The sequence below is a fragment of the Streptomyces sp. NPDC012827 genome (genome assembly GCF_042900905.1).
Classification (GTDB): Bacteria; Actinomycetota; Actinomycetes; order Streptomycetales; family Streptomycetaceae; genus Streptomyces; species Streptomyces gulbargensis.
In genome coordinates this window covers 1-20,415 of record NZ_JBIBBY010000007.1, presented here as the reverse complement: position 1 = coordinate 20,415, position 20,415 = coordinate 1, and the positions used below count along the sequence as shown (strand labels likewise).

14 protein-coding genes and 1 pseudogene are annotated in these 20,415 nt (G+C 70.7%); 9 read left to right on the top strand and 6 right to left on the bottom strand.

Translation table 11 applies throughout. The features are described 5' to 3' along the window. Positions 1–4 precede the first annotated feature (4 nt). Together ACFY60_RS16865 and ACFY60_RS16860 are read right to left on the bottom strand one after the other, a co-directional pair. On the bottom strand, positions 5–1,912 hold the full coding sequence (locus tag ACFY60_RS16865) for an AAA family ATPase (protein WP_388612992.1): 1,908 nt from the start codon (positions 1,910–1,912) through the stop codon (positions 5–7). A 309-nt stretch (positions 1,913–2,221) separates the two neighbouring features. Beyond that, the gene (locus tag ACFY60_RS16860) at positions 2,222–2,851 is read right to left on the bottom strand and encodes a uridine kinase (RefSeq protein WP_388612994.1); all 630 of its coding nucleotides are present in this window, start codon (positions 2,849–2,851) and stop codon (positions 2,222–2,224) included. 202 nt (positions 2,852–3,053) lie between these two features. Between ACFY60_RS16860 and ACFY60_RS16855 the strand changes: the two genes are divergently transcribed. Together ACFY60_RS16855 and ACFY60_RS16850 are read left to right on the top strand one after the other, a co-directional pair. Then, the gene (locus tag ACFY60_RS16855; RefSeq protein WP_388612995.1) at positions 3,054–4,424 is read left to right on the top strand and encodes a peptidase C39 family protein; all 1,371 of its coding nucleotides are present in this window, start codon (positions 3,054–3,056) and stop codon (positions 4,422–4,424) included. A gap of 188 nt (positions 4,425–4,612) precedes the next feature. Beyond that, positions 4,613–5,704: an aldose epimerase family protein gene (locus ACFY60_RS16850; RefSeq protein ID WP_388612997.1), complete on the top strand. Its 1,092-nt coding sequence runs from the start codon at positions 4,613–4,615 to the stop codon at positions 5,702–5,704. A 75-nt stretch (positions 5,705–5,779) separates the two neighbouring features. Here the strand turns inward: ACFY60_RS16850 and mmsB are convergent, their stop codons facing one another. From mmsB to chvE, 3 genes are read right to left on the bottom strand one after another with little or no spacing between them, the layout of a single operon-like run. After that, positions 5,780–7,024, bottom strand: a complete 1,245-nt coding sequence (gene mmsB, locus ACFY60_RS16845) for a multiple monosaccharide ABC transporter permease (protein WP_309050886.1) — start codon at positions 7,022–7,024, stop codon at positions 5,780–5,782. After that, positions 7,021–8,658, bottom strand: a complete 1,638-nt coding sequence (gene mmsA, locus ACFY60_RS16840) for a multiple monosaccharide ABC transporter ATP-binding protein (RefSeq protein WP_388612999.1) — start codon at positions 8,656–8,658, stop codon at positions 7,021–7,023. Before mmsA ends, mmsB begins: the two co-directional genes overlap by 4 nt. Next, positions 8,655–9,764 (bottom strand): multiple monosaccharide ABC transporter substrate-binding protein, encoded by a 1,110-nt coding sequence (gene chvE / locus ACFY60_RS16835; RefSeq protein WP_388613000.1) that lies wholly within the window; start codon positions 9,762–9,764, stop codon positions 8,655–8,657. Before chvE ends, mmsA begins: the two co-directional genes overlap by 4 nt. Positions 9,765–10,610: 846 nt before the next feature. Between chvE and araB the strand changes: the two genes are divergently transcribed. The 3 genes from araB (at position 10,611) to araD (ending at position 14,646) form a co-directional block, all read left to right on the top strand. Next, complete coding sequence (araB, locus tag ACFY60_RS16830) at positions 10,611–12,317, top strand: ribulokinase (protein WP_388613002.1); 1,707 nt, start codon at positions 10,611–10,613, stop codon at positions 12,315–12,317. A 68-nt stretch (positions 12,318–12,385) separates the two neighbouring features. Then, positions 12,386–13,894: an L-arabinose isomerase gene (araA, locus tag ACFY60_RS16825; RefSeq protein ID WP_388613004.1), complete on the top strand. Its 1,509-nt coding sequence runs from the start codon at positions 12,386–12,388 to the stop codon at positions 13,892–13,894. Between the two features lie 38 nt (positions 13,895–13,932). After that, a complete protein-coding gene (gene araD, locus ACFY60_RS16820) occupies positions 13,933–14,646 on the top strand; it encodes an L-ribulose-5-phosphate 4-epimerase AraD (RefSeq protein ID WP_388613006.1) in 714 nt (237 codons plus the stop codon). A gap of 199 nt (positions 14,647–14,845) precedes the next feature. On the opposite strand, the gene ACFY60_RS16815 is transcribed toward araD, so the two are convergent. Then, positions 14,846–15,898, bottom strand: coding sequence for a LacI family DNA-binding transcriptional regulator (locus tag ACFY60_RS16815; protein ID WP_388613007.1), 1,053 nt, complete (start codon positions 15,896–15,898; stop codon positions 14,846–14,848). Between the two features lie 391 nt (positions 15,899–16,289). Between ACFY60_RS16815 and ACFY60_RS16810 the strand changes: the two genes are divergently transcribed. The 4 genes and pseudogenes from ACFY60_RS16810 to ACFY60_RS16795 all read left to right on the top strand — a co-directional run. Beyond that, on the top strand, positions 16,290–17,243 hold the full coding sequence (locus tag ACFY60_RS16810) for an ABC transporter substrate-binding protein (protein ID WP_388613026.1): 954 nt from the start codon (positions 16,290–16,292) through the stop codon (positions 17,241–17,243). A 78-nt stretch (positions 17,244–17,321) separates the two neighbouring features. Then, positions 17,322–18,869, top strand: coding sequence for a sugar ABC transporter ATP-binding protein (locus tag ACFY60_RS16805; RefSeq protein WP_388613009.1), 1,548 nt, complete (start codon positions 17,322–17,324; stop codon positions 18,867–18,869). Then, positions 18,866–19,873, top strand: coding sequence for an ABC transporter permease (locus tag ACFY60_RS16800; RefSeq protein WP_388613010.1), 1,008 nt, complete (start codon positions 18,866–18,868; stop codon positions 19,871–19,873). Before ACFY60_RS16805 ends, ACFY60_RS16800 begins: the two co-directional genes overlap by 4 nt. After that, positions 19,870–20,415 (top strand): annotated as a pseudogene (locus tag ACFY60_RS16795) (sugar ABC transporter permease YjfF); the annotation flags it as partial. The gene ACFY60_RS16800 and the pseudogene ACFY60_RS16795, both read left to right, overlap by 4 nt.

Here is a 20,415-nt window from a genome sequence, read left to right as displayed (position 1 = left end):
ACGCCTAGAAAGGTGGCTCCTGCTGCGGCCCCCGGTCGGCCGGGCCGCGGCCCGAGAGGACCTCGCCGTAGGCCTGCATCAGGTCCGCGAGGCGCAGCGTGGCCAGGTCGTGGCGGGTCGGGGTGCCCGCGTATCCGGAGAGCCGCAGGTCCCGGTAGGCGCAGGACTTCTCGTACAGGGTGCGCAGGAAACGGCCGTTGCCCAGTTCGTCGATCCAGCCTTGTTCGACGACGTGCCCGCTGATGGAGCGCAGTTCGTCCAGCGCCTCCTCGTCCCAGGCGTCCCCGTTGGCCGCGGCCAGGACCTGGCCGATGGCGGTGAGCTCCAGGGGACGGTAGGACGGGAAGTCGACGCGGGTCGTGAACCGGGACGACAGCCCGGGATTGGTGGCCAGCAGCCGGTCCATGCCCTCCGGGTAGCCGGCGAGGATGACGACCAGGTGGTCGCGGTTGTCCTCGGCGCGCTTCAGCAGGACCTGGAGGGCCTCGTCCCCGTAGGCGTCGCCCTTGCTGTAGCCGGTGTTGGAGAGCGCGTACGCCTCGTCGACGAACAGCACCCCGCCGACCGCCGAGTCGATCAGCTCGTTGGCCTTGACCGCGGTCTGGCCGAGGAACTCGCCCACCAGATCGGCCCGTTGCGCCTCCACGAGGTGGTCACCGCCGAGCAGCCCGAGCGCGTAGAAGACCCGCCCCAGGATCCGCGCCACGGTGGTCTTGCCGGTGCCCGACGGTCCGGAGAAGACGAAGTGGCGCTTCGGCGGCTGGACCGGAAGCCCTTGCCCGGCCCGCAGCCGCGCCATCTCCAGCTGCGCAGACAACGCCTTGACCTGCCGTTTCACCGGTTCCAGACCGACCATGCCCTCCAGCTCGGCGAGTGCCTCCGCCAGCAGGGCCGGGTCCGTGGGCCCGGCGGGAAAGCGCGGCGGCGCCTTGTGCCGTACGACGTCGGGAGGCGTCACCGGGACGGCCGGCGGCGGTGGTACGGGATCGGGGGCGAGCCGCAGTCCGTCGCCCACGTTCCCCGCCTCGGCCTCCGGCCCCGGAGCGGTCTCCACCCCCTCCTGGCCGAGCCCGCCGAGTCCCCCGGTACTGCCCAGGGCGACCGTCGCGAGCCCCACCGGGTCCTCCGTGCCGTCCAGGCCGTCGAAGCCGTCGTACTCGGCGATGGCGGCGAGCCGGGCCGCGGTGTCCATGAACGCCGGGTCGACCCGGTGCACCGCCCGGTAGAGGGGCAGGGCGGCGGCACTGCGCCCGGTGCCCTCGTGCGCGCGGGCCAGCCAGTAGCGGAGCTCCTTGCGCTGCGGCTGCTCGCTGCGGCAGCGCATCAGGGCGGCGGACAGCAGGGGTTCGGCCTGCCCGTACATCTCCAGACGCACCCGGGCCATCCCGCCGAACAGCCCCGCCTCGATGCCGAGGAGCGGATCGTCCACGAGGGTCTCGGTGTAACGGACCAGCTGCTCCCAGTCCTTGACGAGATAGGCACGGCAGGCGTGCAGGAAGCGGACCTGCGGGTCGGTGTCGACCGGCGGAAGGCCGGCGAGCGCCCGGTCGAGTTCCGGCACGTGCCGGCCGTCGAGCCAGTGCGAGGCGTGGGCGAGGAGCAGGTCGCGCGGGCTCTCCAGGATCGGCTGGACCCACCAGCCCAGCCAGTACCAGGAGTTGAGGGTCCGGCGGTGGCGGGCGCGCTGTTCGCCGAAGCGGTCGCGGCTGCGGTACATGCGCAGCAGCGCGGTCGTGGTGTCGACGCGCAGCGCGTGCAGCCCGAGCCAGGCGTCCGCCATCCCGGGATCGATCCTGACCGCCGTCCGGAACTCGTCCTCGGCCTGCGGATAGGCGCCCATGGTGTAGGCGTCGACTCCACGCAGCCAGGCGAGTTCGGCCGGGGCCTGTGAACCCTGTGTGCCGATGTCCATCGGGTCCCCCACAACCGTCTTCGCATGGACGGGATTTGACCGCACCTGCGGGCATCGTACCTGCGCAGGGGGTGCCCGATTAAGGAGAAGCGCATGATCCGGAAGCGGTGACCCTGGGTGAGGGCCGGGGGTCGCGGAGCGCCGTACGGCCCGTGGCGGAGGGCAGAACGAAGCCCCCGATCACGGGGGAACAACCGGGGGCTTCGTGTCTGCGGCGGCTCCGAAAAGCCGCACATTCAGAACGTAAGACCTGTACACCCCCGGGGTCAAGCGGAGTTGAGGCACTTGTGAAAGGTGACTTCCGGCCGCTCAGTTCACTGCCATGACCCCGTCACGGTACGTGATGATCTGGTCCGGGCCCGCTGTCACACCGGGCCCGGGAAGCCACTCGTATCCCTCCGGCCGCTCGCGGACCAGGGTGTCGGCGAAGGGCCGCGAGGGATCCCCGGCGAAGTGGCGAGTCTCCGCCACCGTCCAGCCGTCCCAGAACGCGGCCTGCGCGGCTCCGTCCCTGCGTCGCCCCCGCGACCAGGACTCCTCGGGACCGCGCTCCATCCACAGCAGCCACGCGAGGAACGGCCGGACGAGCCGCCGGCCGGACCCGACGCCCTCCATGAGCACGACGGGGGCGGGCGGCAGCGCGCGGGCCGGGCCGAAGACCCGCAGAGTCCAGTCGTACGGGTGATAGCGCGCGGTCTCGCCGCGCGAGAGCGGGTCCAGCACCTGCTCGCGCAGCCGGCCGGTCCACGCGAAGAGTTCCTCGTGCGTGGCGAGGTCGTCGAGGCGGAGGACGGGCGCGCCCCCCAGCGCGCCGGCGAGCCGGTTCGCGAGCGTGGACTTCCCCGACCCCGCGTGACCGTCGACGGCGACCAGCCGGACCGGTCCGCAGGAGGGCGGCAGCCGGAGCAGCGCGCGGGCCGCGCGGTCGAGGTCGTTCATGGGGCCCAGGGTAGGGGAGGGGCGCCCGGCGCAGGTCGGCGAGGTGGGCCCGTCAGTGGCGCAGACCAATATTGGTGGGCGACGCGGGCGCCGGGGTGCTGGCGGAGCCCCTCGGGGAGCCGGGATAGTGGGGCCGCGCAGCCCCGCCCGTACGCCCTCACCTCCGTGCGTTCACACCGTTCTCGACTGGGGGTCACCGCCCATGACCAGTTCCACCCCGCGCAGAACCGTCCTCACCGCGGCGCTCGCCGCCGCCGCCGCGGGAACGGCCGCGGCCGCCGCCCCCGCCTCGGCCGCCCCCGCACCCCTCCCGCTCCCCGCCGCGCCCGCCCCTTCCGCCCCCGGGCTCGTGGACAACCGTTTCTGGTCCTCGTACACGGACTGGCGGTGCGGCACCGCCGCCGGTACGAAGGCCGTCGCGGGCCGCCGTCCCGCCCTCGTCCTCGACCTCCCCGCCGGGCGCACCGAGTACACCGACCCGCACACCGGCCGCACCACCGTCTGGGAGTACGCGACCTGGACCTCGCCGCTCCACGCGTCCTCCGTGCCCGCCACCGAGATCATCGCCTCCTGGAACGCCCACACCCCCGACGGCACCTGGCTCCAGGTCGAGCTCCAGGGCACCTACGCGGACGCCACCACCACCCCGTGGTACGTCCTCGGCCGCTGGGCCTCGGGCGACGGGGACATCCTGCGCACCTCGGTCGACGACCAGACCGACGGCCGCAGCTCCGTCTGGACCGACACCCTCGCCGTCGACGACGCGGCGAGCGGCCTGCGCCTGACCGCCTACCGGCTGCGCCTCACCCTCCACCGCACCCCCGGTACCTCCCTCACCCCCACGGTGTGGCGGCTCGGCGCCATGGCCTCCGACATCCCGGACCGCTTCACCGTCCCCGCCTCGGCCCCCGGCCTCGCGCGCGAGCTGATCGTGCCCCGCTACTCGCAGAACACCCACATCGGCCAGTACCCCGAGTACGACAACGGCGGTGAGGCCTGGTGCAGCCCCACCTCCTCCCAGATGATCATCGAGTACTGGGGCCGCCGCCCCACCGCCGAGGACCTCGCCTGGGTCGACCCCGCCTTCGCCGACCCCCAGGTCTGCCACGCGGCCCGCTTCACCTACGACCACCAGTACCAGGGTTGCGGCAACTGGCCCTTCAACGCCGCCTACGCCGCCGCGTACCCCGACATGAACGCCGTCGTCACCCGGCTGACCTCGCTCGCCGACCTGGAGACGCTGCTCCGGGCCGGCATTCCGGCGATCACCTCCCAGTCGTTCCGCAAGGACGAACTGACCGGCGCCGGCTACGGCACCGCGGGCCACCTGATGACGGTCATCGGCTTCACCGCCGACGGCGACGTGATCGCCAACGACCCCGCCTCCCCGACCAACGAGGCCGTCCGCCGCGTCTACCGCCGCCGCGAATGGGAGAACATCTGGCTGCGCACCAAGCGCTACAACGCCACCGGCAAAGTGGTCTCCGGCACCGGAGGCGTCTGCTACCTCTACTGGCCCACCGAACCGACTCCCACCCAGCACCGCGCCCTGAGGTCCCTCGGCGTGCTGTGAACGGGCCGGCCCGACGGCCTGCGGGCCTCTTCCGCCCGCAGGCCCGTCCTTCGTCCACGCGGTGAACCGACGTCATGACGTCCCGGGCGGCGTGACCGCTCCTGAGGCGTGTGTGAACGCTCACTTTTTATCTCACTCGGAAGCGGCATCCTCTTGAGCAGAGCTTGAGTGAGCGCTCACAATGAGACGTGCGTAATCCTGAAGCGACCTCGACGACCTCTTCCCCGCCCCTCTTCGCCGGAGGCCCGCCCGTCTGCCGTCCCGACCCGGACTCGGGGCACCGATGGGTCTTCGGCTTTCCCGGCGGCCTCACGGCGGAGGTCCACACGCGTGGCGCCCGCCTCCACGGGCTGTGGGTGCCGGACCGGCACGGGACCCCGGCGGACGTCGTCCTCGCTCCCCGCGATCCGGCCCGGACCGCCACCGACGCCCGGTACTTCGGCGCCACCGTCGGCCGCTACGCCAACCGCATCGCTGAAGGCCGGTTCTCGCTGGACGGGAGGCCGTACCGGCTGACCACGCAGGAGGACGGCCACTGCCTGCACGGCGGCACCGACGGCTTCGACATCCGGCTCTGGGAAGCCGAGAGCGTGCACACCCCCGAGTGGACCGGCGTGCTCCTGCACCTCCGCAGCCCGGACGGCGACCAGGGGTTCCCGGGAAACCTGGACGTCACCGTCGGCATGCTCATCGGCCGCGAGGACGAATTCGCCTTCACCTACGCGGCGGTCACCGACGCACCCACCCTGGTCAATCTGACCAACCACGCCTACTTCAACCTCGAGGGCGAGGGCGCCGGCGACATCCTCGGCCACGAACTGGCCGTGGACGCCACCCACTACACGCCCGTCGACGGGGACCTCATTCCCCAGGGCGACCACCGGCCCGTCCCCGGCACCGCGTTCGACCTCCGCCGGCCGGTCCGGCTCGCCGAGGCCCTGAACCGCCCCGGCGTGACCGGCGGGTACGACCACAACTTCGTCCTGAGCCCGCACGGCGGCGGGATGCCGCGCCGCGCCGCGGTCCTCCACGCACCGGCCACCGGCCGCCGCATGGAGGTGCTGACCACGGAGCCCGGACTCCAGGTCTACACCGCCGGACAGTTCGACGGAACCGTCGTCGGCAAGAGCGGTACCCCCTACCGGGCGGGCGCCGGCATCGCGCTGGAGACCCAGCACTTCCCCGACTCCCCGAACCGCCCCGGTGACCCCTCACCGGTGCTGCGCCCCGGGGAGGAGTACCGGTCGAGGACGGTCCTGAGGTTCCGTACCGGCGACTGACCGCGTGGCCAAGGCGCCGACACGGCTGTGCCCGCCGGTCGAGGAACCGGCGGGCACAGCCATGTCCGGGCGGCGTCAGACGCCCGCCCGCCGCTTGTTCCACACGTCGAAGCCGACCGCCGCGAGCAGCACGAGGCCCTTGATGACCTGCTGCCAGTCGGTGCCCACGCCGACGAGGTTCATGCCGTTGTTGAGCACGCCGAGGACCAGGCCGCCGATGATGGCCCCCAGGACCGTCCCGACGCCGCCGCTCATGGACGCCCCGCCGATGAAGGCGGCGGCGATGGCCTCGAGTTCGAAGTTCACGCCGGCCTTCGGCGAGGCCGCGTTGAAACGGGCCGCGAAGACGAGTCCGGCGAGCGCCGCGAGCATGCCCATGTTGAGGAACACCGCGAAGGTGACCTTCTTGTCCTTGACCCCGGACAGCTTCGCGGCGGGCAGGTTCCCGCCGATCGCGTACACGTGGCGGCCGATCACCGCGTTGCGCATCACGTAGCCGAAGCCGACCAGCAGCACGGCCAGGATCAGGAGGACCACGGGGGCGCCCTTGTAGCTGGCGAGCAGCAGGGTGGTGACCAGGACGGCCGCGACCAGCGCCGTCACCTTGAGCGCGAACAGGCCCGTGGGGAGCGTCTCCAGGGCGAACTCCCGCTGGCGGCGGCGGTCCCGGACCTCCTGGAAGACCACGTAGGCGATCAGTCCCAGGCCGAGAAGCAGGGTCAGGTTGTGGTAGTTGGTCTCCGGCCCCACCTCCGGCAGGAAGCCGTTGGCGACCTTCTGCAGACCGTCGGGGAAGGGGCCGAGCGTCTGTCCCTTGAGGAAGATCTCCGTGAGCCCCCGGAACAGCAGCATGCCGGCGAGGGTCACGATGAACGACGGTATGCCGACGTACGCGATGAAATATCCCTGGAGCGCGCCGGCCACCGCTCCCAGGAGCAGGGTGAGGAGCACCGCGACGGGCCAGGAGACCTGGTGCTCGACCATGAGCACCGCCCCGATGCCGCCCACCAGGGCCATCAGGGAACCCACCGACAGATCGATGTGACCGGAGATGATGACGATCATCATGCCGATGGCCAGGATGAGGATGTAGCTGTTCTGCAGCACCAGGTTGGAGACGTTGCGCGGCAGCAGGAGGTCGCCGCCCGTCCAGATCTGGAACAGGAGCACGATCAGGCCGAGCGCGAAGAGCATCCCGTACTGGCGCATGTTCCGTCGGACGCCGTCCAGGAGCACCCGGGCCACCGGTGTCCCGGTGGACGGGGACCCGCTGCCCGGGGGCGCCGGGGCGGTCGTCTTCGTGCCGGCTTCGGTGCTCATGCCTGGTGTCCTTCACTGGGAACGGGGTCTGCGGGGACCGCCTGTGACGCGGGGGAGTCCTGTGTCATGTGCCGCATCAGCACTTCCTGAGTGGCTTCCGCACGGGGGACCTCACCGGTCAGCCGTCCGGCGGCCATGGTGTAGATGCGGTCGCACATGCCGAGCAGCTCGGGCAGCTCGGAGGAGATGAGGAGGATCGCCTTGCCCTCGGCGGCGAGCCGGTCGATCACGGTGTAGATCTCGAACTTGGCTCCGACGTCGACGCCGCGCGTGGGTTCGTCCAGGACGAGGACGTCCGGTCCGGCGAGGATCCACTTGCTGAGGACGACCTTCTGCTGGTTGCCGCCGGAGAGGCGGCCGACCGGTTCGAGGACGTGCGGAGCCTTGATGTTCATGGTCCGCCGGAACTCTTCGGCCACCTTGCGTTCCTCGTGCCCGTCGACGATGCCGCGGCGGGCGAGGGCGCCGAGGGACGCGAGCGAGATGTTCCGGCTGACGGAGTCCCCGAGGTCGAGCCCGTAGTGCTTGCGGTCCTCGGTGACGTACGCGATGCCGTGGGCGACCGCCTCGGGGACCGTACGGGTCCGTACCTCGCGGCCGTCCTTGAGCACGGTGCCCCGCTCGTAGCGGCCGTAGGAACGGCCGAAGACGCTCATGGCGAGTTCGGTCCGGCCGGCGCCCATGAGCCCCGCGACGCCGACGATCTCGCCGCGGCGGACCTGGAGCGACACCCCGTCGACGACCTTGCGGCCGCGGTCGAGCGGGTGACGCACGGTCCAGTCCCGGATCTCCAGGACAGGGGCGTTGTCGGCCGGGCCCCCGTACGGCGTCCGGTCGGGGAAGCGGCTGTCGAGGTCCCGCCCCACCATGCCGCGGATGATGCGTTCCTCGGTGGTGGCCGGATCCCTGACGTCGAGGGTCTCGATGGAACGCCCGTCACGCAGAATGGTGACGGAGTCGGCGATCCCGGCGATCTCGTTCAGCTTGTGCGAGATGATGATCGACGTGATGCCCTGGCTCCGCAGCTCGCGCATCAGGCGCAGCAGCTTCGCACTGTCCTCGTCGTTGAGCGCCGCGGTGGGCTCGTCGAGGATCAGCAGCCGGACGTCCTTCGCCAGCGCCTTCGCGATCTCCACCAGCTGCTGCTTGCCGACGCCGATGTCGGCGACCCGGGTCTCGGGGTGCTCGTCGAGCCCGACGCGCCGGAGCAGGGCGGAGGCCCGGCGCAGCGCCTCGCGCCAGTCGATGATGCCCCGCCGGGAGGGTTCGTTCCCGAGGAAGATGTTCTCGGCGATCGACAGGTGGGGGACGAGGGCGAGCTCCTGGTGGATGATGACGATGCCGCGCTGCTCGCTGGCCCTGATGTCCTTGAAGTGGCACGGCTCGCCGTCGAAGAGGATCTCGCCCTCGTACGTCCCGTGCGGGTGGACGCCGGAGAGGACCTTCATCAGGGTCGACTTCCCGGCACCGTTCTCGCCGCACAGGGCGTGCACCTCGCCGCGCCGCACGGAGAGGGTCACGTCGGAGAGCGCCCTGACCCCGGGGAAGGTCTTGACGATGGACCGCATCTCGAGGACGGGACCGTCCTCGGCCGGGGCGGGTGCCGCCGGGGTGGGGGGTGCCACGGGGGTCATCGCAGCTCGCCGGCGTCGATGTAGCCGGAGTCGACCAGGACCTTCCGGTAGTTCGACTTGTCGACGCTGACCGGGTCGAGCAGGAAGGCCGGGACCACCTTCTTGCCGTTGTGATAGGTGCTGTCGTCGTTGATCTCGGGCTTCTTGCCGGAGAGGACGGCGCTCACCATGTCGGCGGCGACCTGCGCGAGGGCCCGCGTGTCCTTGTACACCGTCTGCGTCTGCTGGCCCGCGATGATCGACTTCACGGACGCGACCTCCGCGTCCTGGCCGGTGACGACCGGCAGCGGCTTGGCGGGGCTCCCGTAGTCGTCGGACTTCAGCGCGGACAGGATGCCGATGGAGATCCCGTCGTAGGGGGAGAGGACGGCGTCGACGCGGGCCGTCGCGTACGAGGACGTCAGCAGGTCGTCCATCCGCTTCTGCGCCGTCCCGCCGTCCCAGCGCAGGGTGGTGACCTGATTGAGCTGGGTCTGCTGCGAGCGCACGACCAGTTGCTTCTTGTCGAGGTAGGGCTTCAGCACCTTCATGGCGCCGTTGAAGAAGTACTTGGTGTTGTTGTCGTCGTTGGACCCGGCGAACAGCTCGATGTTGAAGGGGCCCTTCTTGGAGCCGGACTTCAGTCCCAGTTTCTCGACGATGTACGTGGCCTGGAGCTCGCCCACCTTCTCGTTGTCGAAGGAGGCGTAGTAGTCGACGTGGGGGGAGCCCACGATGAGCCGGTCGTAGGAGATCACCGGGATGTCGGCGTCCGCCGCCTGCTGCAGGACGTTGGACAGCGCCTCACCGTTGATGGCGGCCACGACCAGGGCGTCGACGCCCTGGGTGATCATGTTCTCGATCTGGGCGACCTGCTGGTCGGGGTCGTCCTCGCCGTACTGCAGGGTCGTGGAGAAACCGGCCTTCTCCAGGCTCGCGGTCATGTTCCGGCCGTCGGCGATCCACCTCTCGGAGGACTTGGTGGGCATGGCGATGCCGATGGTCAGGTCCTTCTTCCCCTTCGACTCCTCGCTGCCGCCCTCGCTGTTCTGTCCGCAGGCGGTCAGAAGCAAGGCGCAGCCTGTGGTCACGGCCAGGAGGGCGGATACGGATCGGAACTTCTTCATGGGCGTTACCTGACAATCCCGTCGTCGCGTGCGGCTCTGCCCGGAACGGGCCCGGAGGGCGGCGCTCGTCCTCGCGCCGCCGGACGACCCTGTCCCGGCTGGGTGGCCGGTATTCAGCAGCCTCGGTCGAGCTGATTGTTAGCGCTCGCATCAGCTTGGTTCAAGAGTCACTTCTCTTTTTCTCGCATCGATACCCAACCGTAAGCAGGGGAAGTGAGGCGAAGGCGGTGCGAGCCACGGGGCGTCTTCGCCGCGCGACGTCCGGCGCGCGCACGGGGAAGCGCGGCACGTGCCGGCGCCGCATGGCGTTCGTGCCGGGCGCGCGTCCTGGGCGAGTACCGGGTGGGCACCCGGGCGTGCCCGCGTTCCGGCGGGTGCGATGCCCCGCGGCCGCGGTCGGCCGTCCCGCGCCCGGGACGTGCAGCGTCCAACGCTCCGACTGTCCGAGCTGCGTACTCACGAGCGGCCGACTGCGGGACATGGCGTCGCGGGCCGGGCGGCGGCCGGGGCGGTGGCCGGCATCCCGCGGCTCCGGCCGCCGGGCGGGCCCGCACGCCCGGAGTGCCGGCCCGTCCTCTCCGGGGGGCCGGCCCTGCCGCGGAGTCCGTCGTCGGAGTGCAAGGCGGTGCCGGGTCCTCTCCGGCCTGGATCCCGAGCCGCCCTGCCCTTCCCTCGCGGCCGCGCCGGGCGTGATGTCCCGGACCGTGTCCGGTGGGTGAACGGCCGCCGGTCCCTGAGCGCGACCGACCAAAGTGCACGCAGGCCTTGCCGAATCCGATTGTGAACGTTAACAATCTGCGGGGGTGAACGGTCGCCCCCTTCCCTGGTGATGAGAGAGATCGCATCGTGACCACACGTGTTCCTTCGGGCCCTGTCGATCGTCGTGCTGCTGAGGCGTGCACGGTGGGTGTTGATTTCGGCACGCTGTCGGGGCGTGCTGTGGTGGTGAGGGTCCGGGACGGTGCGGAGCTCGGTTCGGCGGTGCACGCGTACCGTCATGCGGTCATCGAGGAGCGTCTGCCGTCCACGGGGGCCGTGCTGCCTCCGGACTGGGCGCTGCAGCATCCTGAGGACTGGCGCGAGGTGTTGCGCAGGGCTGTTCCGGCGGCGCTGGCGGAGGCCGGGGTGGACCCCGCCCAAGTGATCGGGATCGCGACGGATTTCACCGCGTGCACGGTGCTGCCCACCACTGCGGAGGGGGTGCCGCTCGCGCTGCTGCCGGAGTGGGCGGGGCGTCCGCACGCGTGGCCGAAGTTGTGGAAGCACCACGCGGCGCAGGATCAGGCGGACCGTATCAACGCCCTGGCGCATGCCCGGGGGGAGAAGTGGATCGGGCGGTACGGGGGGAAGATCTCCTCCGAGTGGCAGTACGCGAAGGCTTTGCAGGTCCTGGAGGAGGATCCGGCGGTCTACGCGGCGTGCGCGCGCTGGATCGAGGCGGCCGACTGGATCGTCTGGCAGCTGACGGGCGCCGAGTCGCGTAACGCCTGCACCGCCGGCTACAAGGGCATTCACCAGGACGGCGCCTATCCCTCACCGGATTTCCTGCGCGGGCTGCACCCGGATTTCGCCGACTTCGCGGCCACGCGGCTGGAACATCCCCTCTCCGCGCTGGGTTCGCGTGTGGGGTCGTTGAGCGAGCGGGCCGCGCGGTGGACCGGTCTGCCCGAGGGCATCGCGGTCGCCGCCGGCAATGTCGACGCCCATGTCGCGGCGCCGGCGGCGGGCGCTGTGGAGAACGGGCGGATGCTCGCCATCATGGGCACCTCCACCTGCCACGTCCTCAACGGCGCCACCCTCGCCGAGATCCCCGGGATCTGCGGGGTCGTCGACGGCGGGATCGTGCAGGGCGCCTACGGTTACGAGGCCGGGCAGAGCGCGGTCGGCGACATCTTCGCCTGGTGGCTGCGCCAGGGCGTCCCGGACCACTACCGTGCCGAGGCGCAGGCGGCGGGCGAGGACCTGCACCAGCTCCTGACCCGCAAGGCCGCCGGCCGGCCGGTCGGCGCGCACGGGCTGGTGGCGTTGGACTGGATGAACGGCAACCGTTCCACCCTGGTCGACCACCACCTGTCCGGAGTCATCGCCGGGCTGACCCTGGACACCCGCCCGGAGGACGTCTACCGCGCCCTGCTGGAATCCACGGCCTACGGCACCAGGATGATCGTCGAGGCCTTCGAGGCCGGCGGGATCCCCGTGGAGGAGTTCATCGTCACCGGCGGGCTGAAGAAGAACGCCCTGCTCATGCAGATCTACGCCGACGTGCTGCGCCGCCCCGTCTCGGTGGGCACCTCCGAGCAGGGACCCGCGCTCGGCTCGGCCATCCACGCGGCCGTCGCCGCGGGCGCCCATCCCGACATCCGCTCCGCCGCCGCCGTCATGGGCAGCGTCCGACGCCACGCCTACCTGCCCGACCCGGCACGCGCGGACGCCTACGACGCCCTGTTCCACGAGTACCGGGCCCTGCACGACCACTTCGGCACCGGCACCGACCTCCTCCTGCACCGACTCCGGCACATCCGCAACACCGCACGCACCGCGGCCGGCAGCTGACCGGGCGACCACCCCAGCACCACCGGTCCGAGCTCTCCACCCCCGCACCTCCGAGGAGCACATCCGACATGACGCTCGCCCAGCCCGACCGCGAGATCTGGTTTCTCACCGGCAGCCAGGCCCTCTACGGCGACGAGACCCTGGCTCAGGTCGCCGAACAGTCACGTGTCATCTGCGACACCCTGGCGGACCGGCCGCAGCTGACCGTCCGCCTCGTGTGGAAGCCGGTCCTCACCGACGCGGCCGCCATTCGGGCGGTCTGCCTCGAGGCCAACGCCGACGACCGCTGCATCGGCCTGATCGCCTGGATGCACACCTTCTCCCCGGCCAAGATGTGGATCGCCGGCCTCGACGCCCTGAGCAAGCCGCTGCTGCACCTGCACACCCAGGCCAACCGCCAACTGCCCTGGTCCACCATCGACATGGACTTCATGAACCTGAACCAGGCCGCCCACGGCGACCGCGAGTTCGGCTTCGTCCAGACCCGTCTCGGCGTCCCGCGCAAGACCGTGGCCGGCCACGTCTCCACCCCCGACGTCGTCGACCGGATCGCGGGATGGGCCCGCGCCGCCGTCGGCCGCTCCGAACTGACCACCCTCAAGCTCGCCCGTTTCGGCGACAACATGCGCGATGTCGCCGTCACCGAAGGCGACAAGGTCGAGGCGCAGCTGCGGTTCGGGGTGTCGGTCAACACGTACGGCGTCAACGACCTCGTCGCGGCCGTCGACGCCGCTCCCGAGGACACCGTCACCGCGCTCGTCAAGGAGTACCAGGACCTCTACGCCCTCGCCCCCGAGCTGCGGCCCGGCGGCGAGCGCCACGCGTCCCTGCGCTACGCCGCCCGCATCGAAGCCGGCCTGCGGACCTTCCTCACGGAAGGCGGTTTCCGCGCCTTCACCACCAACTTCGAGGACCTCGGGGGACTGCGCCAGCTGCCCGGCCTCGCCGTGCAGCGCCTGATGGCGGACGGCTACGGCTTCGGCGGTGAAGGGGACTGGAAGACCGCCACGCTGCTGCGCACCCTGAAGGCGATGGCCCACGGCCTGCCCGGCGGCACCTCCTTCATGGAGGACTACACCTACGACCTCACGCCCGGCCAGGAGCTCATCCTCGGCGCCCACATGCTCGAGGTCTGCCCCTCCCTCACGACGGGGACGCCCAGCTGCGAGATCCATCCGCTCGGCATCGGCGGACGCGAGGACCCGGTCCGTCTGGTCTTCGACGCGGACCCGGGGCCGGCCGTCGTCGTCGGCCTCGCCGACATGGGAGAGCGGTTCCGCCTCGTGGCCAACCGCATCGACGTCGTCGCCCCGCCCGAGCCGCTGCCCCGGCTCCCCGTCGCCCGTGCCGTCTGGCGCCCCCGCCCCGACCTGCGGACCTCGACCGAGGCGTGGCTCACGGCCGGAGCGCCGCACCACACCGTCCTCACCACCGCCCTCGGCGGTGAGGAGCTCGACGACCTCGCCGAGATGCTGCGGACCGAACTCGTCGTGATCGACGAGGACACCACCATCCGGCGCTTCACGCGCGAGCTGCGCTGGAACCAGGCCTACCACCGTCTGGCCCAGAGCCTGTGAGCACCCCCGCCACCCCCCGCACCAGGACGGAGCCCGCCGTGAGCACCGCCGTTTCCAAGGAACTGCGCCGAGAGGTACTGGAGGCGAACCTCCGCATCCCCCGTGCCGGCCTCGCCACCCTCACCTGGGGCAACGTGAGCGGCGTGGACCGGCAGGCCGGAGTCTTCGTCATCAAGCCCTCGGGCGTGGCCTACGACGTCCTGACCGAGGAGGACCTGGTCGTCGTCTCCCTGTCCGACGGGAGCGTGGTGGAAGGCCACCTGCGGCCCTCGACCGACACGGAGACGCACCGCAGCCTCTACCTGGCCTTTCCCTCCATCGGAGGCGTGACCCACACGCACTCCACCCACGCCGTCGCCTTCGCCCAGGCCCGGCGTCCCATACCGGTGCTCGGCACGACCCACGCGGACACCTTCAACGGTCCCGTCCCCGTCACCGAGGCCCTCACCCCCGAACAGTGCGCCCAGGACTACGAGTACAACACCGGCCAGGTCATCGTGGACCTCCTGGAACGGGACGACACGCGGGCCAGGGAGGTCCCCGGCGCCCTCGTCGCCCACCACGGCCCCTTCACCTGGGGCGCCGACGCCACCGCGTCCCTGGAGCACGCGATCATCTGCGAGGCGGTGGCCGAGATGGCCCTCCACACCATCGCCCTGGGGACGGTCGAGCCCCCGCGGCACGTCCTGGACCGCCACTACACACGCAAGCACGGGCCGGACGCGTACTACGGCAACCCCGGAGCCGCGTGACCGCACCGACCCGTCGTACCGTCAGCTCCCGAAGCGCGGGCTGACCCCCGTGAAGGCGGGAGCCCGAGTTCCTGGGGAACCGAGCTCCCGCCTTCACGCGTCGCCGTCGGGCAGCCGGTACGCGGTGAACGGGCGCCCGAGTCCGACGTACCGGGCAGGGGCCGACCGCGGCCGGCGGCCGGGCCCGAGGTGGGGCCGGTCAGCCGCCCGGGGGTGACTGCACGCTCGCCCGGCGGACGAGTTCGGGCGTGATGACCAGCTGGGTGTCGCCGGTGGAGCCTTCGTTCATCAGGCGGAGCAGGAGGTGGAGCGTCGCATTGGCGACCGCGGCGAAGTCCTGGCGCACCGTCGTCAGCGGAGGGGAGTAGTAGGGGGCCTCGGGCACGTCGTCGAACCCGACGATGCTGACCTCCTCCGGAACGGAGCGCCCCCTCTCGGTCATGGCGCGAAGTGCGCCGAGGGCCTGATGGTCGTTGGCGGCGAAGACCGCGGTGACCTCGGGCATGCGCGCCAGCATCTGGCCGGCACGGTATCCGGAAGCCGCGGTCCAGTCCCCCGTGCTGATCGGGGGGACCTCCGCGCCCGCCTCGTGCAGTGCCCTGCGCCAACCGCGGATCCGGCCCGCGGCGTCGAACCAGTCCGGCGGGCCGGAGATGTGCCACACCGTCTCGTGGCCGGCCTCCAGCAGATGCCGGGTCGCCTGGTACGCGCCCTCCTCCTGGTCCACGGACACCATCGGCGCGTGCCGTTCGGGATCACCGTCGATGGTCACCAGGGGTACCTCGGCGGGAACCTCGGCCAGCGCCTCGTTCGCCGAGGCCGTCGGAGCGATGGCGACGATGCCGGCGACACGCTCGTCGCGGTGCCGCTCGACGGCGGCGGTGATCGAGGACTGTCCCAGTTCGTGCACCCGGTGCACGCTGACCGCGAACCCCTGGAGGGCGGCCGAGATCTCGAAAGCGGCCAGCAAGGAGGACGGGCCGTAAAGAGTGGAGTTCTGGGCGATCACGCCGATCAGCTGCGACCGTCCGGTCACCAGCGCGCGCGCCGCGCGGTTGGGCCTGTAGCCCAGTTCCTTGACCGCCGCCAGCACCCGCAGCCGGGTCTGCTCGCGCACGTTGGGGTGGCTGTTGAGCACACGGGACACCGTCTGATGAGACACACCGGCAAGCCGGGCGACGTCGGTCATCGCCGGCTCTCGCGCCACTGTGCTCGTCACCGTGGGGTCCTCCACGCCATTTCCTCCTGACATGATCGCCCCGCCCCGACCACCCGTCGGGACCGCGAGAGATACGCATGCAACGGTCAACCGTGCCCTTGTAACGGTAAAGCCCGCAGCCCGCCGGAGCCTCACTCGGGTGCCCGCCGCTGTCGCGCCCGGGCGAGGCGTCCTGAGGCGCCGCCACACTCCGCACGGCCGCCCCCAGCGTGGAGATACTACCCCGAGCGCCAGCGGAAGTGAGCGCTAACACTGAGAAGACCTTCAGTGTCCACCGATGCCTAATTGTGGTTTCACAAGGGCTTGACGGCAGAAATGTTAACGCTCACTGTTGTCGCTCGTGACCCCGATCACGTCCGGTCGGCTGGGTAGCACCGCACGGTTCACCATGGAGGACGACGCTGTGTTCAAGAAGATTGCCACGATGGGTTGCGCCCTCGCGCTGGCCACACTGACGGCCTGCGGGGCCGGTGACGGCAGCGCGGGCGGCTCCAAGGGGGCCGCCGGCGACAAGATCGTCATGGGCTTCGCCCAGGTGGGCGCCGAGAGCGGCTGGCGCACCGCCAACACCAAGTCGGTGCGCGAGTCCGCTGAGACCGCAGGCATCGAGCTGAAGTTCTCCGACGCGCAGCAGAAGCAGGAGAACCAGATCAAGGCCATCCGGTCGTACATCCAGCAGAAGGTCGACGTGATCGCCTTCAGTCCCGTCGTGGAGACGGGCTGGGACGCGGTCCTGCTGGAAGCCAAGCGTGCCAAGATCCCGGTGATCCTCACCGACCGCGCGATCGACTCCACGGACACCTCGCTGTACAAGACGTTCCTCGGCTCCGACTTCGTCGAGGAGGGACGCAAGGCGGGCAAGTGGCTGGCCGGGACGGCGAGCGGCCCGGTCAACGTGGCGGAGCTGCAGGGCACCACCGGGGCCGCGCCGGCCATCGACCGGCAGAAGGGCTTCAAGGAGGCCATCGCGCAGAAGCCCGACATCAAGATCGTGGCCTCGCAGAGCGGCGACTTCACGCGGGCGGGCGGCAAGCAGGTCATGGAGGCGCTCCTGCGCTCCCACCCGGACATCGACGTGGTGTACGCCCACAACGACGACATGGGCCTGGGCGCCATCGAGGCGATCAAGGCGGCCGGTAAGAAGCCCGGCACCGACATCAAGATCATCACCGTGGACGCGGTCAAGGCCGGCATGCAGGCGCTGGCGGACGGCGAGATCAACTACATCGTCGAGTGCAACCCCCTCCTCGGCGACCAGCTGATGGACCTCGCCAAGAAGGTCGTGAAGGGCGAGAGCGTCCCCGAGCGCGTGGTCACCGAGGAGACCACCTTCACGACGGAGCAGGCGAAGAAGGTCCTCAAGGACCGGAAGTACTGACACGAGCCGCTGTCCCGCCATCACGGGCCGATCACGCCGCGGTGGCGGGCTCTTCTTCTCCTGACGAAAGCACTGGTCATGACCGATTCCTCAGCGACCGGCGGCAACCCGGTCGTCGACATGCGCGGTGTCACCGTGGAGTTCTCCGGTGTCAAGGCGCTCGCGGACGTCGACTTCCGCCTGTTTCCCGGTGAAGTGCACGCGCTCATGGGCGAGAACGGAGCTGGCAAGTCCACCCTGATCAAGGCCCTCACCGGGGTCCACCGGCCGACGGCCGGGACCATCCTCCTCAAGGGCGAGCCGGTCGAGTTCACCGCTCCCGGCCAGGCACGGAACGCCGGGATCAGCACCGTCTACCAGGAGGTCAACCTCTGCCCCAACCTGTCGGTGGCCGAGAACATCCTGCTCGGGCACGAGCCGCGCAGACTGGGTGCCATCGACGGAAGGGCCATGCGGGCCCGCGCCGCCGAACTCATGGCTCGCATCGGCCTCTCCATCGACCCGGGGTCCGTGCTGAGCAGCCACTCCATCGCCGTACAGCAGCTGGTGGCGATCACCCGCGCACTGGTGGTGGACGCGAGTGTGCTGGTGCTGGACGAGCCGACCTCCAGCCTCGACAGCGACGAGGTCGAGGAACTGTTCCGCATCGTGCGAGTCCTACGGGACGAAGGCGTGGCGATCCTGTTCGTCTCCCACTTCCTCGACCAGGTCTACGAGATCGCCGACCGCATGACGGTGCTGCGCAACGGCAGCCTCGTGGGGGAGTACCTCCCCCAGCACCTCGACCGCATGGCCCTGGTGTCGGCCATGCTGGGCCGCGAGGCCGGCCTCCTCGACGAGGTCGAGCGCCGCTCCGGGGAACGGACGCCTCGAAGCGCCCCCGTCCTGGTCGCCCAGGGACTCGGACGGGCGGGCGCGATCGAACCCTTCGACCTCGAGATACACGAGGGAGAAGTCGTCGGCCTCGCCGGCCTGCTGGGCTCCGGGCGCACGGAACTCGCCAGGCTGCTGGCCGGCGCCGACCGCCCGGACACGGGCCTCCTCATGGTCGACGGCGAAACGATCCGGTCCCGCGGACCGCGGTCGCTCATCGCCAAGGGCGTCGCCTTCTGCTCGGAGGACCGCAAGGCCGAGGGCGTCGTCGAGGACCTCAGTGTCCGCGACAACCTGATCCTCGCCACGCAGGCGGCACGGGGCTGGGCACGACCGGTGGCCCGCCGCACCGCCGAGGCGATGGTGGCCGAGTACATCGAACGGCTGGACATCCGGCCGGCCGATCCGGACGCCGTGATGGGCAACCTGTCGGGCGGTAACCAGCAGAAGGTCCTGCTGGCCCGTTGGCTCGTGACCCGGCCCAGGCTCCTCGTTCTCGACGAGCCCACGCGCGGCATCGACGTCGGCGCCAAGGCGCAGATCCAGAAGGTGGTCGCCGAACTGGCGGCCGAGGGCATGGCGGTGCTGTTCATCTCCGCCGAACTGGAGGAGGTGGTACGCGTGTCCGACCGGGTCGTCGTCCTGCGTGACCGGCACAAGGTGGCCGAACTGTCCGGTGCCGAGATCTCCGTGGACTCCGTGATGACGGCCATCGCCGCGGACGCCCACAGCAGCGCGGCGGTGGCCTCGTGATACGCGGACGTCTGCTCTGGCCCCTGATCGCGCTGGCCGGCCTCATCGTGCTCAACGTCGTCTTCACCCCGTCGTTCCTGGAACTGCGCGTCCAGGACGGACACCTGTACGGCAGCCTCGTCGACATCCTCCGCAACGGCGCACCGACGCTGCTCATCGCCGTGGGCATGACCCTGGTGATCGCCACCCGGGGCATCGACCTGTCCGTGGGCGCGGTCGCCGCGATCGCCGGCGCGATCGGCTGTACGTGGATCGCCGACGGCGGGGACGCCCCGACAGCGGTCCTGCTGGCCCTCGGCGTGTGCGTCCTGCTCGGACTGTGGAACGGCTTCCTCGTCTCCGTGCTGGGGATCCAGCCGATCATCGCGACCCTCGTCCTGATGACGGCCGGACGCGGCGGCGCGATGCTGCTCACCGAAGGCCAGATCGTCACCATCAGCAACCCGACCTACCGGCAGATCGGCGCCGGATTCCTCATCCTGCCGATCGCCATCCTGATCAGCCTCGCGGTCCTCCTCGCGGTCGCCCTGCTGACCCGCCGTACCGCCCTCGGCATGCTGATCGAGGCAGTGGGAGTCAACCCCGAGGCCAGCAAACTCGCAGGGGTCCGCTCACGCACGATCACCTGGACCGTCTACGTCTTCGCCGCGCTCTGCGCGGGCGTGGCCGGACTGATGATCAGCTCCAACGTCAGCGCCGCCGACGCGAACAACGCGGGTCTGTGGATCGAGATGGACGCCATCCTGGCGGTGGTGATCGGCGGCACCTCCCTCGCCGGCGGCCGCTACTCCCTCGCCGGCACGCTCGTCGGCGCGCTCGTGATCCAGACCCTGACCACCACCGTCTACACCATCGGCGTGCCGACCAACATCACCCTGCTGTTCAAGGCGGTCGTGGTGATCACCGTATGCCTGCTGCAGTCGCCGCGCGTGGCGCGGGCCGTCAGCGGCCGGCGCAAGTCCCCCACCCCCGCCCCTCGATCCCGGAAGGTGGCCGCCGGATGAGTACGCCGACCCTGGCCTCCGCACGCCTGCGTCTTCCCCAGCGCTTCCTGCCCGTCGTCGCGACCCTCGTGGTCTTCGTCGTGACCTTCGGCATCGGCTCCGTCCGTTACCAGGACTTCGCCTCCGGCCAGGTCGTGGCCAACCTCTTCATCGACAACGCCTTCCTCATCGTGCTCGCCGTGGGAATGACCTTCGTCATCCTCACCGGAGGGATCGACCTGTCCGTGGGCGCGGTCGCGGCACTGTCGACCATGATCGCCGCGGCCACACTCGAAGCGGGCTGGCCACCGCTGCTGTCCATCCTCGCCGTCCTCGTGGTCGGAACCGGGCTCGGCCTGCTGATGGGCCTGGTCATCCATCACTTCGACGTGCAGCCGTTCATCGTCACCCTGGCCGGGATGTTCCTGGCCCGGGGCCTGTGCTTCCTCATCAGCGTGGAATCGGTGTCCATCACCGACACGTCCTTCCGTACCTTCGCCACGGGCACCCTCGAACTGCCCGGCGGCGTCACGCTGACGTACAGCGTGCTCGTCGCCCTGGCG